Source organism: Tengunoibacter tsumagoiensis, from assembly GCF_003967535.1.
GTDB lineage: Bacteria > Chloroflexota > Ktedonobacteria > Ktedonobacterales > Ktedonobacteraceae > Tengunoibacter > Tengunoibacter tsumagoiensis.
Window position 1 is genome coordinate 2,663,637 of record NZ_BIFR01000001.1, and the last position, 16,932, is coordinate 2,680,568.

8 protein-coding genes are annotated in these 16,932 nt (G+C 48.1%); 1 reads left to right on the forward strand and 7 read right to left on the reverse strand.

The genetic code is table 11. The annotated features are described in order from the left end of the window. Positions 1 to 102 precede the first annotated feature (102 nt). The 4 genes from EL628_RS10480 to EL628_RS10495 form a co-directional block, all read right to left on the reverse strand. Positions 103 to 2,844: a DUF4012 domain-containing protein gene (locus EL628_RS10480; protein ID WP_126579895.1), complete on the reverse strand. Its 2,742-nt coding sequence runs from the start codon at positions 2,842 to 2,844 to the stop codon at positions 103 to 105. Between the two features lie 348 nt (positions 2,845 to 3,192). Further along, on the reverse strand, positions 3,193 to 4,077 hold the full coding sequence (locus EL628_RS10485; RefSeq protein ID WP_126579896.1) for an alkaline phosphatase family protein: 885 nt from the start codon (positions 4,075 to 4,077) through the stop codon (positions 3,193 to 3,195). Between the two features lie 345 nt (positions 4,078 to 4,422). Beyond that, positions 4,423 to 7,620 (reverse strand): sugar-binding protein, encoded by a 3,198-nt coding sequence (locus EL628_RS10490; RefSeq protein WP_126579897.1) that lies wholly within the window; start codon positions 7,618 to 7,620, stop codon positions 4,423 to 4,425. Positions 7,621 to 7,763: 143 nt separating this feature from the next. Next, positions 7,764 to 10,925, reverse strand: coding sequence for a hypothetical protein (locus tag EL628_RS10495; RefSeq protein WP_126579898.1), 3,162 nt, complete (start codon positions 10,923 to 10,925; stop codon positions 7,764 to 7,766). Positions 10,926 to 11,663: 738 nt separating this feature from the next. On the opposite strand from EL628_RS10495, the gene EL628_RS10500 reads away from it, so the two are divergent. Then, on the forward strand, positions 11,664 to 12,494 hold the full coding sequence (locus tag EL628_RS10500; RefSeq protein WP_126579899.1) for a class I SAM-dependent methyltransferase: 831 nt from the start codon (positions 11,664 to 11,666) through the stop codon (positions 12,492 to 12,494). A gap of 119 nt (positions 12,495 to 12,613) precedes the next feature. Here EL628_RS10500 and EL628_RS10505 read toward each other — a convergent pair whose 3' ends face one another. From EL628_RS10505 to EL628_RS10515, 3 genes are all read right to left on the reverse strand, one after another. Continuing rightward, the gene (locus tag EL628_RS10505) at positions 12,614 to 13,846 is read right to left on the reverse strand and encodes an MDR family MFS transporter (protein ID WP_126579900.1); all 1,233 of its coding nucleotides are present in this window, start codon (positions 13,844 to 13,846) and stop codon (positions 12,614 to 12,616) included. A 339-nt stretch (positions 13,847 to 14,185) separates the two neighbouring features. After that, positions 14,186 to 16,354: a HEAT repeat domain-containing protein gene (locus EL628_RS10510; RefSeq protein ID WP_126579901.1), complete on the reverse strand. Its 2,169-nt coding sequence runs from the start codon at positions 16,352 to 16,354 to the stop codon at positions 14,186 to 14,188. A gap of 16 nt (positions 16,355 to 16,370) precedes the next feature. Next, on the reverse strand, positions 16,371 to 16,820 hold the full coding sequence (locus EL628_RS10515; RefSeq protein ID WP_126579902.1) for a hypothetical protein: 450 nt from the start codon (positions 16,818 to 16,820) through the stop codon (positions 16,371 to 16,373). Positions 16,821 to 16,932 lie beyond the last annotated feature (112 nt).

The following is a 16,932-nucleotide window of genomic DNA, read 5'->3' on the forward strand; positions in this document are numbered from 1 at the left end:
CAATCTCAATTGCTATAGGGCTCTGTAATGTACGAAAAAAAGGCGAGGCAATGTGGAATGGTAAAGCCCCATTGCCTCGCCCTTTTGAAGCGATTGTTCAGGTTAATTCTTCAATTGGAATGAGCACGACGAGCCCTGTTGATTGAGAACGAAGGTGGTATCCTGTCCATTCGTGGTCCCCTTATAGTGCAGATCTTCGGGCTTGCTGGCGCCACAGGTGCCAGCGGCAGGTTTGACAGTGAGATCAACCTGTGCAGTAATACTGGCCTGATTCTGCATCAAAAACGTATAGGGCTGCTGGCCGGATGGTGGGACATACCATGAGAGCGTCATTTTCAAGGTGCAATTAGCAGGAATGATCGCCCAGCCAGCATACATATTGCGACCTTCTTCATCACTGACCTTATTCGTTGGCGGACCAGTGACTTCAACCGGATGAATATTATCATTGGAAACATAAGGATCATTGATGGTTGAAGTAGCATAGCCAAGTTTAATTGGCGGTTGGCAGACCAGCGAGCCATCGCCAAAGACATCGGGTTTGCAGACTTTATAGCCTTCCCCGGCTCCTGCACAGAAGGCCCGACCGCGTTCAGAGAAACCATTTCCATCTAAGAGTTTGCTTGTCGTAGGGGTATAGAAACGGATATAGTCATGATAGGTATCTGGCCCATAGACATCGCCTTTTTTCTGATAGTCAAGGGTCAATTGGACGTTATGTGTGGCGCCTCCTTTATCATCCAGGGTGATGGAATCTTGAATGCTGGTCGTGGTAAATTGAGAGGCTTTATTTGCACTGAGATTGGTCTGAACAAGAAAAAGTCCATCATGATTGTTAGAGCGATCCATACTGGCGGTTGAGCCAAATTTTCCCAGCAGAGCTTCGACCTGTGGATTGGTAAAGTAGGCCTGGAGATCTTTTTCTTTCATCGCAACAAGCATCTCATTGCCAAGGGCAACAAGCTTATCAGGTGGAAGTTTCTGGACCGTTTTCATAAGGGTCTGTGTCACACGTTGTGTGAAGAGCTTACGTGCGATCTCGGTATTCTCTTCATGTTCAATTAACTCAGCTTTACGAATACCATCGTTGTTTAACTGGTAATAATGGAGGCGATCTTCCAGATTCTGTTCAGTAATGGTCTCATTGTACTGATCAATCGTAATGGGGCCAGTTGCATGCAGGACATGTTTGATCAAGGTTGGAGTAAAGATAATGATCCCATCGAGTGGTCGATCAAAATCATAAGTATAGCGATCCATCATAATTTTGGCCGAGGTCGGGAAATCTGCTGATACATTGGCATCGCGTAGTCCAAAATTACCGATGGGCCACCAGGTAAATGGATCGGGGGCTGTCTGTCCGGATACCTTATAGAAAACAGGATCGATAGGAACGTTGGGATGCACTTCTTCGAACTGACCAATATTTTTGAGTTTGAGGGGGCTCATATGGCCGCCGCTCAAGGCCAGTTCACCAAACTGCCCGGTAAAACCGCCGGTTGCGCGTAGCTCTGCCCGATCCATTGGCTCAACTAAGAAGGTCCGTTGCTGATCAATGCCCAGTATCCAGCTGAGTTCGTCGCTCATGCCGCGTATCTGGCCCAGAGCATTATCCAGGACTGGTAAGATAGGTAGGATCGACTGAAGCTGTTTCTGTTGATCGCTACTGAGTGGGAGGCCGCTCAAAGAGACCCCTTGTGACTGTATATTCATATCATGGACGAGAGGAGCAATCGCATCCAGATCGCTCATAATCTCCTTAAAGCCAGCCTGAGTCAGGTATGGTTTAGGTGCGAGCTCATCGCCCCCCAGGGGATTTTTAAGCGCAGGTTGCAGGGTTGGGCCCTGATTAATGGCTGTCTTGATAAAGATCTGGCCTGCTTCAGTTGCATCAACTCCAATGTGTCCAAGGGCGCGAGCTGCTTTAATCTGGCTGGGCAGGAAGAGCCCCACCAGACCAATACCTGCATCCTGGTCCAGGTCATCGCGTACACTCACAAAATCGTCGTGTGCTGCATTGATCTCGGATTGTGCCTGCTTTAAGCGAGTAGGATCAAAGTATTTGCTGGCATCATCTTTTTCGCCACCACTAAAGGCATTCTGTGCAGCCTTGAGATGGGCGATCCCGCTGCGCACATGATTATAGAGCAGGAGGCCGCTGATACCTTCAATAATAATTGAAAAAGATGGCAGAAGGATGGCAATGAGTAGTACAATTAAAAGCGCTTTGCGACGGGTTGAAAGCTGGCTATACCGTTGGCGCATGCCAGCCAGTCCCTTTTTCTTCTGGATAGGAGCAGGCATGGAGGGCGAGAGTGGCCGCGCACCATTGCCATTGGTTGGCGGGAATGGTGGCTGAGGCACCATTTGTTGGCCGTTAGGAGGCCATTGTGTTTGGGAAGATTGTGGGTAGCTCTGTGCTCCTTGAGGAGGCTGAGGATAGCCCTGTTGTCCAGCAGGAGGCCATTGTCCACCAGGTGATGGCTGATAATTGGGTTGTTGCTGCTGTTGAGAGAAACCAGGTCCAGGTTGCTGTCCCCATTGAGAACTGGAAGGTCCTTGAGGAGGTTGCTGTCCCCATTGAGAGCTGGAAGGCCCTTGAGGAGGAGGAGGTTGCTGTCCCCATTGAGAGCTGGAAGGTCCCTGAGGCAGACCAGATAAGCTTGCCTGGGGATTTATCTGTCCATTAAGCGGCTGAGATGGTCGTATGAAAGATATATTTGCAGTCTCTGACTGAGCAATTGCGTCCCGTTGCGTTCCCTGCTGAGAGATAGGATTATTCTGTTGTGGCTGGTTTGTCGGGATAGGCCGTTTAAAAAATCTATTATTAGGCGGCTCCACCATTAAAGCCCTCCAAGAAAATGTAAAATTTCTTCATAAGTCGAAGAGTATCTATTTTTTCACGCATGTTATTCGACTCCATTCATTGTATCGTATCATTATAGCTAATCATCTCATCCATAGTATTTATGGGTAGAACAAGCTATGTATTTCTATCATACTGAACAATAAAAGGGCTACGCCTGTATAGCGTAACACTGCTTCATCTCTTATTCAAGCTGAAAAACAGAAAATGCCTTCTTATTCGCGCGTCTCTGTTAAAGCCTGCTCACTAACGGGTGGATGCTGCCTGGTGAGCCCACTTCGCACCAGACGCTGAAGGAGAGTACTAAAATGCTGGTTAAGGCACCATTACCTTTTCCAGATATCCGTAATAGGTGAAGTTTCTGCGCTCTTGTTGATAGGAGGGAGGTTGTACATCTCCTCGAGCGTACGGAGGACAGTATAATGATTAATAGGCTCATCATAGACCCCTGCTTTAACCATAGGCCCGACAAAGAACGTGGGAATCTGGTTCTGTGCCGACCCATCATCCTCATCCCAGGTGACAATGAGCAGGCTATTCTGCTTGTGAGCCCATTGAACATACCCATCTAGATTGGCTTGAAGCCAGCTATCACCCTGTTTGATGCTCCCTGAATGCATATCATTCTGTTGATTGGGGATCACAAAGGCCACTGTCGGCAATTGTGTATAATTTGTATAATTTGTATAATTGGTTGGAAATTCCATAAAGGTCTGGTTAGAGGTACTGGAAAGATTCTGAAAATTAACCCAGGGATTGTGCTTACGAGCGTAGAGCGGGTGATCCGAGTTTGGATGGAGACAGCCAGTAAATCCGATGCCAGGCATACTTTCTGAATAGCCTGTGAAGCTATCATGAGCATCAAGCAGAGACGAGCCTAGATTAAGTCCATAGTAACTTCTCGGGCAGGCATCGCTCGTGAGATGATGTGTTGAACCTGAAAAAAGAGCCAGATAGTTTGGTTCACTGGGATGGGTGATTGCAGAAGAATGGCTAAATAAAGCTCCTTGTTTTGCCAGGGCATTGATATAAGGAGCGCTGGAAGAGCCGATAATCTGCTGAAAGCTATGATTCTCCTCGACCACAATGACGACATGTTGTGGCCTCGGTAGATGGGCCGCCTGTGCCGTGGGATAGTGGAGTGGAATTGAGCTACCTATGAACACAATACTAAGAAAGAAGAATAGCCTGGTTGCTACATTGCGTTTCATCGCGCTTCCTCCTTCGGAATGCTCATCTTCTGCATAAGTATTGTTCTATTTATAGATGTGTTATAGCATAGAGCCCTCTCAGTATATACTGTGATGAAAAGAAATGAAAGCAGAGTATTGTTTGAAGATCTGTAGTCTCATCTGTACAAACTCAAATTGCACATCATCAATTGTTGTGCTTGCTGTTCTGCATTTTGTACGTGGAAGCGCAGAAGCTGCTGGATGGGGGAGGGGCCAGTTGCCAATTGTTAGGATGGACAGTCTTGTACCATAGCTGGATCTTATAGAGGGAGGGGAGGACCGCCAATGTACAAGAGACAATGGCGGTCCTCTGATGGCAAAAAGTTAATTCGTTGGTGTTACAGAGGCGTATGTTGTTCCAATACGAATCTCATCAAATGAGCTCTGATTGGAGTCATTACCGCCATAGTAGGCCAGGCTTTGGAAGCTCAGAGTTGAGCTGGAGGTAGCCTGAGCACTGGCTGAACTGGGAGCGTTACCACCCAGCGAGCCGGGATTGACAAAGAGGCTGACAGTATTGGTTGAGCCAAAGTCAATGCGCATAACCAGTAAGACTGTCTGTCCAACCTGCACCTGAGTCGAGCTCTGGTAGACAGTATTGCCCAGTTTAATGCTCCAGTAGCGTGAACCGCCAGTGTTTGATGCTGAACCAAAGTAGCCAAGCCCGACCGATGCACTGGAGCAACCAGTGCACCAATTAATGCCACTATTATGGAACGTCAGTGAATTTTCCTGATCAGTATTCGCATCCTTGCGTAAGAGAGTGCTCACCCAGAGAGTCGTCCCACTTTGCCCAATCTGCCCATTGCTCAGATAGGAGCTAAATGGTCCAGACGCACTGACATCCAGGCCGCGTCCCACAGTCTGGTACCCCAGACCACCACTGGCATAATTTCCAGATGTGTGAAGGTTGGCATACGAGAGAGCTGACCCGGAGCTGACCGTATAGCCAGGAACAGAGGTATCAGAGTTCTGTTCATTCCAGGCATTGGACCAGCCAGTCCCAGTATTCTGTGCATGCATGGCGCCAGTTGTGCCTGTAAAAGAATCTGAGGCCAGCAGACTACCAGTGGGAATTGGCGTCGGAGTCGGAGTGGGTGTAGGATTGGGAGTTGGCGTGGGCGTGGGCGTCGGCGTCGGATTTGAGTCTGTGCCTAATTTAAGCACCCCAAAGCGGCTGGGATCGTGCCAGTCATCATCCGTTATGGCATTCCAGAAGACCTTGCCAGCAGTCGTACCAGGAGTGCTTTGTTGTGCCACATCGATATCAAAGCCAATATTGGCTCCAGTCGCAGGCGTGACCCCCAGCGTTGACCAGGGAATCTTGACCTCAACCTGATAACCACTACTGCCATTGGCAACTTGAGCAGACTGGATACCAGAGATATCGTGTCCAGCCGTCGTATTACCGTTGGCCCCGCCCTGATACTGGCTAACCGTAGTCGAGCCCCAGGTCAAGATGTATTGCCAGTCCCCTTCAATATAGGCATTGGGAACTTTCGAATTATTTCCATCCAGATAGAGCTCAACATTATCCGTCCCATTGGCATAGGTTGGATCGTTCACCTTGACCAGATAATAGAGATTTGTGTTATCCCAGGCACTCTGATAGCTAGCCGAAAGACCACTGGGGCTACCAGTTGTGTTGTTCAGATTATAACTGGGAGCCGTACTCCAGATGGCATCGCTGCTATTGCCATCGATTGTAGGAGGTGAATTGGTCGTAGCACTCTGTCCACCTGTGAAAGCTCCAACCGAAAGAGTGGCTGAAGTGCTTGTTGTTGAGCCCTGTCCATTGCTAATCTGAACGCTATACTGCGCTCCATTATCGGAGCCAGCGGCAGAGAACGTATAGATTGAGCCAGTTGCACCACTGATAGGACTGCCATTGCGCAGCCATTGATAGCTTAAAGGAGGCGTGCCAGTTGCGGCAACGCTCAGGCTGGTCGAATTCCCCTCGACAACGTTTGTGCTCTGCGGTTGAGTTAAGACAGTTGGAGCTTGTAAGCTGTCCTGACTTCCACTTATTCCCGTAATAGTCACAATGCTATTGGGTGGCAACGTCAATTGATCGGTATTATTGATTGTTCCAACGGAGATAGCATTTTCAGTTGAGGAAGAGCGATAGACTGAGAACTGAGCCGGAATATTGCTTCCAGTAAAGTTCAAGTTGACCGTTTTAGCCGTCGTCGTGTTTTGATTAATGAACACAGCCGAGAGCGTCTTGCTCTGGACATTATTGAAAGCATTGACGAGGACATCAGGATCAGTTGATGAGCTATCGATCATCACTGCCCCCGGTCGGACATAGCGATAATACATCTTTGAGGCATAGTAGAGGGATGTAGGCACTCCATTATTCATCAAACTAAAGTTTGTGACGCCCCCCTCACTTAGAGACCACCAGACCCATGCATTGACCTGTCCATACTTCAATGCTGTATAGATTGAGCCAGCCAGATTCATCGCGCCAGGCCAATCATTGCTATAGCCCGACGTCTCAGTCTGCCAGAGCGGTGTATTGTATGTTGCTGCCAGCGTATGAGCATTGCTCCAGAAAGACTGGCTGCCCGCTCCGGTAACCCCATCTGGTCCATAGCCATGGATGGCAATAATGCTGACATACTGACGAGCAATGGGATCATTCTCGGCCCATTGGACAAAGCCAGAGATGCGGTTGAAGTCAGTCACATCCTCAGGCATAAAGATCTTCGTGGTAATGCCATTCTGTTGAAAGGCCTGACCGACGACCTTGATCACATTTTTCAAGACCTCTGGACTGTAGACTGCCGAACTATAGGGCTCTCCAAAGGCAGGCTCATTCTGAATGCTCAGTGCATAGACATCGATGCCTGTCTGCTGTTTAATTGTCTGAATATACTTGACCAGATAAGCGGCATAGTCGGCCTTCCGATCATTTGGAACAGAGGCCGAAGGGATCTCGCTTACGATTAAGCGGTTCCAGTTTGCATCTCCGCCGAAAACGCAGTTGACGTATTTCATCCATAAGGGCGGACTCCAGACCGAAGCAATCAGCTTTAAGGGTTGGCCAGCGGCATCGGCTTTGGACTTAAGATCCTGAAGATAGCCAAAGTGATCGCTGAGGGGAACACTTTGACCTTCACAAGAATTGCTAGCCACTTTTGTCGCATCAAAGACGCCAGGAGTCGCCTCAAATTGAGGAGGAACTTCATCACGTAGAATAGTAATACCCAGGTCATTCACCAGATTCTGATCAAAAGAATCATCATAGAATGGTCCGCCACTAAACCAGGGGAGCTTGGCACCAAAGCCACCAAAGCCGTCCATCTGTTGATATTGAATATTTTTATTGATCGTCACTGTTGGACCATCGGCTCGGGCACTTGAACTGCTTATAGCCAGTGTACTAAAAACTGCACCCATGAGAACAAGTGCAGTGATTGCACCACGTAAATAAGATGGTGCATGTGGCATGGCTCCACGACCAGCTAGAGACGAGCTTTTTCTCATCTGGTGCAGGCCAAAACGCGTCCATTTCATACGTACCTACTCCTTTGCCTGAAAAAGAAATTGGGAACAAAACTGACGTAGTGTGCATCTAACGAGCATTAAAAATAGATAGATTACATTGTAAAAGAGAGAACATAAGCTTCCTGCCTATGTTCTCTCTTCTTAACTGAGTGTTAGTTCGAAGGCGTCACGGCTGCATAGCTGGTGCCAATACGGATCTCATCTAATGAGCTCTGATTGGAGCCATCGCCGCCGTAGTAGGCCAGACTCTGGAATGTCACAGCCAGATTCGACGTAGCTTGAGCATTGGCGCTGCTGGGAGCGCTATTGCCCAATGAACTGGGATTGACATACAGGCTTGCGCTGGTGTTAGGACTAAAATCAATGCGCATGACCAGTAGAGCTGTCTGTCCAACTTGAACCTGAACATTACTCTTGAAGACAGTGCCACCCAGTTTCACTCCCCAGTAGCGCAGTCCACCGGAATTAGAGGCCGAGCCAAAGTAGCCAACACTGATAGATGAACTGGCACAGCCTGAGCACCAATTGGTGCTAGAGTTGTGGAAGGTGAGGGAGTTTTCCTGATCGTCATTGGCATCTTTTCGTAGTAGAGTACTTACCCATAATGTTGAGCCCAACTGACCGATCTGACCATTCGTCAGGTATGAGCTGAATGGTCCAGTTGCGCTCACATTCAAGCTACGACCAGCAGACTCATAGCTTAAACCACCGGTTGCATAGTTCCCCGACGTTTGGAGCGTCGAGAAAGAGAGCGCCGAACCTGAGCTTACATTGTAGCCAGGAACCGTTGTTTTTCCATTCTGCTCAGCCCAGGCACCAGACCAGCCTGTGCCCGTATTCTGACCATGAAGTGCACCAGTGCTCCCACTGAATGGATCGGAGGCCAGCAGGGACCCGCCACCGCCGGTCCCGCCAGTACTCACACTCACATTCGTAAAGGTTGAACTATTGAGCAGACTGGAGTTATGAGCAGTCACTGCCAGACCAACGTAGGCATTGCTCCCCATCGTCACAGTATCCGAACCGATCTGCGTCCAGGTACTGCCATCGCTAGAGATCGAGCCCGTAAAGGTCGTGCCACTGCGCACCAGTTTGACCCAGTATGGAGCCGTTGTCGTTCCATTATTGGTGTTGCTACTGCTCCCACTGGTCGTTGTGCGCCGTTGGAAGGCAGCTCCATTGCTAGAAGTCAGAGCCATAAAGGCGTGCGTTGAGGAATCAGTAAGCGTCTCACGAATCATCACGCCGGCTTTGGCCCAGCCATCGGTATTCTGAACGCCAGTGACCTTTGCGATGATCGTGCCATCGCCATTGAGAGGCTGATAGACATACCGGAAACCATCGTTGCCGCCCCAGATATCGCTGCCCGAACCAACAACTGTGAAGGTTCCATTTGTATAAGAGGCCGAGCCTGTCTGACCAACTGAACCGATATCCTGCGTCTGCCAGGGTGAGGGCAGACCTGGATTGGGGGTTGGTGTAGGAGTTGGAGTCTGAGTTGGATTGGGAGTTGGCGTGGGCGTAGGTGTCACCGAAGTGCCTAGAATCTGATCAACACCTTTCCACTTGCCTGTTGTCTGATTATTCACATCGTCAGAGAGCCCCCACATGCCATAGGTACTAAAGCGGCCAACGTGGGCAAACTGCATATAGAGCTCACCACCAGAACCAAACCAGTTTGTCACTACATCGTGGACCTCAACCTGCTGCATGCGTGGATCGCGTGCCGCCGCAAATTGATTGGCCAGGGTTGTGTCCACAGGTGAAATCGGAGTTTTATTGCCTTCTTCATCCTGACCACCCTCATAGACCAGCGAATGGATGCCAAACTGATTGGCGATCGTACGACTTGTCACATAGCCAGCTTTATTCGCATCGCTCGCCGCAGTCTCTCCATTGATAATCGCATCAACTGAAGACTTATCAGCGCTGCCATAATAGCCTGTTTGTGAGATACCATAGATCGAATTGCTGACTGTACCATAATTAGCATTCACGTAGGTGAGCATATCAGTATCATGATCAGTGAATGCGTTATTGATAACCGGGCGGATGCGTGTACCATTGTCGCTGAAGGCCGTTTTGAACTGATTGCCAATCTCAAGTGTTCGTTTGGCAATACGGCGGAACCGCCAGCAATCATTGTTGTTATTACAATTGTCGTAGTTGAGATTACTGCCCCCAGCTGCTACTTCATCCTGCGCAGCCTGATTATTCCACGGCCCCTGATGGAAGCCATAGTGCCACATCTCATTGCTGTACTCGACATAGACATTGACATTGGAAGGGATACCCTGATTGCCTGTGAAAGAGTTGCCATTTTTCAGCAGATTGGCGACCTGATTGACATAGTCATCGGAGGCATTGACGGGGATATTGATCCAGATATCTTTGTGCGTAATCTGGGCAATCAAGACCACATATTCCCATGGTACGCCATGGACGCCGGGATGAGCGGCACCATAGAGTGGGCCAGCATTCGGCAGGCGGCGATCAGTGCTCCATTGCAAGCGATAGGGATAGAGCTCACTATAGGGATGACCATCTGTAGCGGGATCGGCGTAATCGTTGGTTCCCAGAGCACCCATGAAGCGGAAGGCGGTCCAATTATGATTGGTCAGGGTGCTCAACCACTCGTTAGTAAAGACCTGATTGGGTGTTGAGGCATAGCCAGGGCGGATCATCTTGACATTGGTCACACCTGTGCCAGGAGCATCGGTTGGATTACGTTTCGTCTGAGTGAATTGCAGATCGACTACGATACCACCTGAGGGATTGGAAAGTGTCACATCAGCGGTGGTCGTATTAGTGGCTGAATTGTATTGCTGATTGCTCACTGTCGTCCCGGCATGCGAAGGATCGCCAGCATCAGCGCTTGTAAGTACAGCCTGACCCGTGAATGAGAGTTTGTACGTCCCGCTGATATCAGTTGAAGCCTTCTGAGGGTCAATATTAACGGCTCCTGAAACCCAGGCATAGTTATAGCGATTGTCAATAATCTCTTCAAAATCGCTTGTGGGCCAGCCATTAGTATCCTGAGTCAGCGCCGTTGTCGTGTTATCGACCTGCTGGAAACGCGGCTCATTCTGAATCATATCCACCAGTGACTGTTCATTGAAATCAATATTCAGTCCCAGTGGTGGAGGGGTTGCCGCATGTACAGGAGAGGGCGCATGTTGAAGAAAAAAGGCCCCCGTTGCTCCAGCGGCTAGAGAGAAACACCAGGCAAGAACGATTGAGTATCTGACAATCTTCTGCCTCAACAAATGAGCAACCAGGGGCTGCTCAACGGAAGTGTTACGACTGTGTAACATGCAAAGATTCCTTTCTCGTGCTAATGTGTGCGATCTCAACGACAGCAGAGTTGTTGAGTTTCTCTATTGCATCACCTATGTAGACGTGCATGAAAAGGACTTACCACCCGGCATAAAAACTCTGTTTTCAGCAGAGATGTGCAGGCCAGATCAATGGCTTCTACTAGTGAGACAACTCCATGGTGTAGAAAGCAGGGCAGGGTATTCACGCGATAGAGCATTCTGTCATGCGGACAAACAGACATACCAGGCGATTGTTAAAAACACATACAGCATTGCTAGTAAAGGGTTTAAAAGAGCGTGTAGCAGTCTGTGGACTGTGCTAAAAAAAGACGTGAACGGAATGGATTTTTATAATTGAATCAGGCAAAATAGAGAATGTATAAAGAAGTGGGAAGAGTAGAGCAAAATATGGTATTTTTGCACAAAAGTAGGAAGAAAGCATGAGTGCGTCATTGCGTATGCTCCATTTCAGGTGATGATGTTTGACAGAACCCTTTGTGTTGTCCTAGTCCAATTATAGGTGATGAACTATTCTTTGTCAATATCTATCAGATAATGGTTCTTTTTCCTTTTTTAGATGCTTGCTTGATAAAAATTTTGGCGTAGAGAGATGGCTTTTGAGAGAATCCAGTTGTGGTAAGAGAAAAATTGGGGAACCTTGAACCTCCTTTGGGGCCAGAAGCGTTTTAATGGTGAGGTTCACAGGAAACAATCAGCGAGAAAAGGAAAGAAAGAATGCAGCCAAAGCCAGAGAGTTATAGCACCTATTATGCTGAGACCTTTAAAAATCAGCAGGTAGTGGAGGCGTATCGTCATCGGCCCCCCTATCCAGCCGAGACGTTTACCATCCTGAGGCAACTTCTTCTTGATGAGCCACGGGTGCTTCTTGATGTTGGAGCAGGAGCAGGCGACCTGGCGCGTAAGTGTGTCGCGTTTGCAGACCGTGTCGATGCAGTAGATTTTTCGCAAACGATGATTGATCAGGGGAAGCAGCTTTCTGACGGAGATCATCCGCGTTTACGATGGATCTATGGCAAAATCGAAGAGGTTCCGTTGTCACCACCGTACGCGCTGATTACGGCAGGATCAAGTATTCATTGGACCGAGTGGTCGCAGGCATTCCCGCGCTTTCGGAGTCTATTGACTCCTCATGGTTTTGTGGCAATTGTTGGAAGGAGAGTTCGGCCTATGCCATGGGATGGCGAACTGAGTCTGGTGCAGAACGAATATGCCTTACGAAAAGGGCATCAGCCAGCGCGGATTGTGGATGAACTCAGCGAACGAGGCTATTTTCAGCAGATAGGGCGGCAGGAAACGGCCCCTATTCCTTTTGAGCAGCCGTTAGAAGATTTTATTGCGGGACTTCATTCGCGCAGCAACTTTGCTCGTGAACGTATGGGAGAAGAGCGAGCAAGCGCCTTTGATCAGCGTGTCCGTGAGATCCTCCAGCCTTATCTTCAGCATGGGCAACTGGTCATGCAGGTCGTAGGAACAGTTGTCTGGGGCAAGCCTGAGGATGGTCATGAGAGTGGAACAAGAAGGAATGATTCACCACGGCCATCATAAATGATGAGCCGTACATCTTCATGCGATAAATCACATTTTTAGATGCAATTTATCGCATGAATAGTTTTTAATTTACAATATTTTTGAACAGTAGCAGGCAATGATATAATATACAGGCCCTAAGAAATACTATCTTCATTTTTACGCTGTTGACGCGCTTTTTCCAGGACAACATAGCCTGTCGCGACCAGCACACCAACGATCAAGCAACACTGCCAGAAGAAGGCTGCCCCCAGATTCTGGAGTACAAAGCCACCCAATGCTGGTGCAATGACAATTGAGAAGGCTCGTATCGTCTGAAAGACTCCTTGATAGGTGCCACGGAGATGTTTGGGTGAGATATCGGCAATAATAGTCATAGAGATTGGCAGATTCAAGATCTCACCGAGTGTCCAGATAATCACTCCTAGCAGATAGCCTGGATAAGAATGCAACCAGCTAAAGAGCCCCATACCGGTGCCCAGCAGCAGGGCAGCAAGTGCCAGAGTCAGATTGCGCGAACGATGACTGAAGAACGCAGTAAGCGGAAGGCTAATGGCCACGACTAGAGCTGCATTTATCGCCATGACCGATCCATACGCCAGAGGTTGGAGTCCATGAGCCTGCATATCCAGCGGCATCGCCGTCATATCCTGAATATAGATCGCATCGAAGAAGAAGGCCAGGATACCATAGATCCATAACAAGGGATCAGTGAGAGCACGACTTACCTGTCCAGAACGTTGAAGCTGTTCACCCTCTTTTTTCTGTGTTCGATACACATGTGTCTCGGGAACGCCAAACCAGACAAGCACCGCAAAACAGAAAGTTGTGAACGCATCACCAATAAAGAGCAAAAGATACGAGATTGGAGCGAGCAGTCCGGCCAGAACGGGGCCAATGGCATTGCCAATATTATTGGCCCAATAGCGCAGACCGTACGCCTGTGACAGCTTATCCGAAGGCGTGACGTCAGCAATAGTAGCTGATGAGGCAGGCCGCTGCATATCGCTAAAGAATGTATAGATAATAGCTAGCGGAACAATAATCCAGATCGTCGTAGCAAAACTGAGTGCCAGCATCATCCCTGTTGCCGCCAGTGTGCTAATCAAGATCGTTGTACGTCTCCCTAGAGTATCGGCCAGCACTCCGCCACAGATACCAGCTGCAAGTGAACCGAACCCCATGAGAGAGATAACCAGAGTGGTCTCACCAATAGAGAGGTGGCGATATGCCGTTAAGTACAAAGAAAAGAACGGAATAATAAAGTTACCCAGTCGATTGACAAAAGAGCCCAGAGTAAGAACCCAGAACGAGCGTGGGAAGCGATACTGTTCAAGTGTGGAAGAGAACCGTTGTGTGAATGATTGCAAAAGGGAATCCTTTCAGATAGCGGGCAAGTAGAGAGTAGATGTTCATAAAAGGGGTTCATTCCCCCTTATTTTCGGAAGAGAGATGCTCTTTTTAGAGAATAGTTTAATCTGAAGAGATCAATCAATGGCCAAAAGGACAGAACCATAAGCGATGAAGGACTATCTCCCAAAAATGATCAGCCCAATCGCCAAGGAGCAGAGCCCGATGGTTATATAATGGATCTACTATACTGTAGAAATGGAAGGCCTGCAATAGATCTATTATCTATAAATAAAGTAAAACAAATGGATAGTGGATGAAAGAAGAATAGATTAATGCACCTATTCTTCTTTCATTCTCTATTGAGAGGATAGAATCCCATTCAGGGCCGTAAGAGCTGTTAACTGTACATTCTGAGATTCAGGATCATTGCACAGTGCAGAGAGTCGTTGGATGGCGTAATCAGGGATAGGTTGCTGTACTGTTCCTAACGTCTTTGCTGCCCTGGCTCGAACTTCCCAGAATGGATGATCAAGGAGCTCGATAACCATTTCCAGTGTTGAGGGATCTGCTCGCTGCATCAAAGCAACGGTTTCGGCAATCTTATACTGCCTTCTTGAGACAAAGGGGCCCTGGACTGGTCCTCCACGAGCAATAGTTTTAAGTTGTGGCGTCAGTTCTGCTAAAGCGTCCGGATATATTGCCTGAATGTGTTCGAAGGCCAGACGACAGACATGCTCATCTGAAGAGCCCAGAAGTGGCAACAAAACAGTGAGTGGAGCACGTGACCCAAACTGTCTTAGAGCTTTGAGAACAGAGATGCGATCGTCTTGAGTGAAGCTGAATTTCTCTTTGCTTGTAGGTAATAATTGAAGCAGTGGTTCAATAGGAGAGTATGCGTTGAGTGCCCCAAGTGCAGAGATAGCCGCATCATGTATACTGTCAGGAGAGAATCTTCCACTATTAGTATATTCTAAGCTAGTGTTATCTGTATCTGCTAGAGTCTCAATGACGAGAGGAAGCCATTCATGAGCCTTACTTTTCTCAATTGCTTGTAGAACCATCCAACGCATTGATGCGCGACGATCGTTATGGAAGTGCTGGATGATCTGTTCTGGAAGCGACCTGGCCAGGTTCTGTAATGTAGAGGTATCTATCTCCTGAGAATCTCTATCTCTGTCTTCATTCTGGTTATCAGCAGATAATACCGGGATGAGTGCATCGAGCGGAATATGCTTTCCCAGTGTGCTTAACGCCTCAAGAATATAGGTGTGAACCGTTCCCTCACTCTCAGTTTCCTCTTTCTCAGCGTACAAAGCGGCGAGTAGCTTATCGACAGGTGCGCTGCTGCCTAATTTGCAGAGCGCCAGAGCGGCTTTCCTGGCAATCGACTCATCTTCATTGTTGAGGAAAGAAACGAGGAGATCGATAGGAATAGCTACCTCCAGACTTCCCAATATACCTAAAACTACAATTGTCTGTTTGATGACATCCTGATCGGAATCATTTAATAGATCGATAAGAGAATCAAGAGGAAATGGAGGGCTCGATCTAAGGAATGCTTTAAGCCTGGGCACGCTTTTTTCAGTATCATCATTGGCGATGACCCAGAGAGCCATTATTTTCACCTGGGGATCTTTCTCTTTGATCGCAGCTTCCAGAAGGATGTTGATGGCCTCGGGCTGTGTTGATTCATTGAGCGCGTATACAGCATCCTGGCGCATCTTTGTGTCCTGTTGAGGATCGCGTAATAGTTGAGTAAAGATCTCGAAAGGAGTCCTTTCACCCATTGCTGCCAGGATGTGGAGAGCGGCTTTGCGTACAGAATGACGATCCTCTTTCAGCAGAGGAAGCACTGTATCTAGAGGGATATATTTTGCAATGCTCATAAGAGCTTTAACAGCACCTGATTGTAACCTGTTATCCTCTTCTCTCAACAAGGGAAGCAATTGATCAATAGGGGCCTGCTGAGCAAGACGTCTAACTGTACAAATGATGACCCCTTCTGTTCCTTCGTAAATATGCCAGCGGGTAGCCTCAATGGCATATTTTAATGGTAAATTTACTTCAAGAGCGTCCAGCGCCCAGATAGCCTTGGTTCGCATCTCTCTATTCTGCGCTGGATCCTGGGCTATATCGATCATTAACTGAATACATTCATCGTCATGAATTAGTTTCAAGAGAGAAATAGCCATGCGCCGGTCAAGATTTGTATTATTTAGTGCATTGATAAGGCATTCAGGTTGAACCCATTCATAGAGCATGGAGAGCACTTTCTGTGGCCATCTCTGTTGTAAGCGAAGGGGTTTGTGTGAATCTTCTAATGAAAAAAGTATCAATAGCTCTATAAAGTTCTGTGAATCTGCCCTGGGAAGTGTATGGAAAAAATGAGTTAACTCTGTTTCTCCATTTTGCTGGTCAAATAAAGGGGTCAGTGCTTGAAGGAGAGCTCTGACAGCCTCCAGACGTCCCTGCTTATCAAGAGTGGTATCCTGCAAGATGCGTGTGAGAGATACTACAGGTTCCAATGCTTTTACCCTCTCCTCAATGTATAAATGAAATGATTGTATAGATAATCCCCAGTCCAGCAATTAGACCATGGAGTGCGATCCAGAGCATATAGAGGCGGACATTGCGCAAGATAGGAAACTCTTTTTGTTGTTGTTGGCGCGTCTTTTCAATGACCTGTGAGAGCTGCGTCTCGGGGAAAAGCTCCTCGAGTCGCTGGCGGAAGAGGAAGGCTGCTCGCGTATGGCGTCTGGCTCGTTCATAGAGTTTGAGGCTTGCCAGGATGCCGAAGAGGCCGAGGATAATGAGCATAATCGTCAGAGGAAGGGCGCTCTTATCCAGTCCTGTCTGTGTGAGGCCCCCCTGGATGGCGGAGGCGACAACGAGAATAATGCCGGTGAGTGTTGCGCGCTGATCCTCCGATTGTCTGGCTTGTCCAAATTCGCGATCGGCGGCACTGATAAGGATATCGGTAGTGTCTGCCATGAACGTCCCTGCTCCTTGAGGTGTTTTTTTAGGTATTTAGTAAGAGATATCATATCATAAATTGAGTCAAGAGGGGGGCAATTGCAGGTAGAAGGATGTGTGCCGTATCAAA